Below are 360 nucleotides of genomic sequence, written 5' to 3'. Positions count from 1 at the left end.
ACAATAACCACTACCCGAACCAGCACATCGTCGCTGACGCGGCCTCGCTGAGCGCGGTCGCGGGTTTTGATCACGTGGCTGCCACGTATGTGAATGATCGCCGCTCAACTGCAGCCTTCATCTCCTCGGATTGCGTGGTGATGGATATCGACAACGATCACACCGACACCGAGTCCGAGTGGGTCACCCCGGAGAAGCTCGCCGAGTTGATGGCTGGTGTGGAGTTCATGACCGCCACGTCTCGTAATCACCAGAAACCGAAGGGCGTGGTGTCGGCCAGGCCGCGTTTCCACGTCTACTTCCCAATACATGAAATACGCGACGCAGACGACTATGCGGGGCTCAAGCACCGCCTCGCAT

1 pseudogene is annotated in these 360 nt (G+C 58.9%); it reads left to right on the top strand.

The features are described 5' to 3' along the window. Nucleotides 1-360: pseudogene (locus QP415_RS10945) on the top strand (phage/plasmid primase, P4 family); the annotation flags it as partial.

The sequence above is a fragment of the Pauljensenia sp. UMB3104 genome (assembly GCF_030217285.1).
In the GTDB taxonomy this organism is placed as follows: domain Bacteria; phylum Actinomycetota; class Actinomycetes; order Actinomycetales; family Actinomycetaceae; genus Pauljensenia.
Note: the sequence above shows the minus strand (reverse complement) of the source record. Positions and strands in the feature narration are given on the sequence as shown.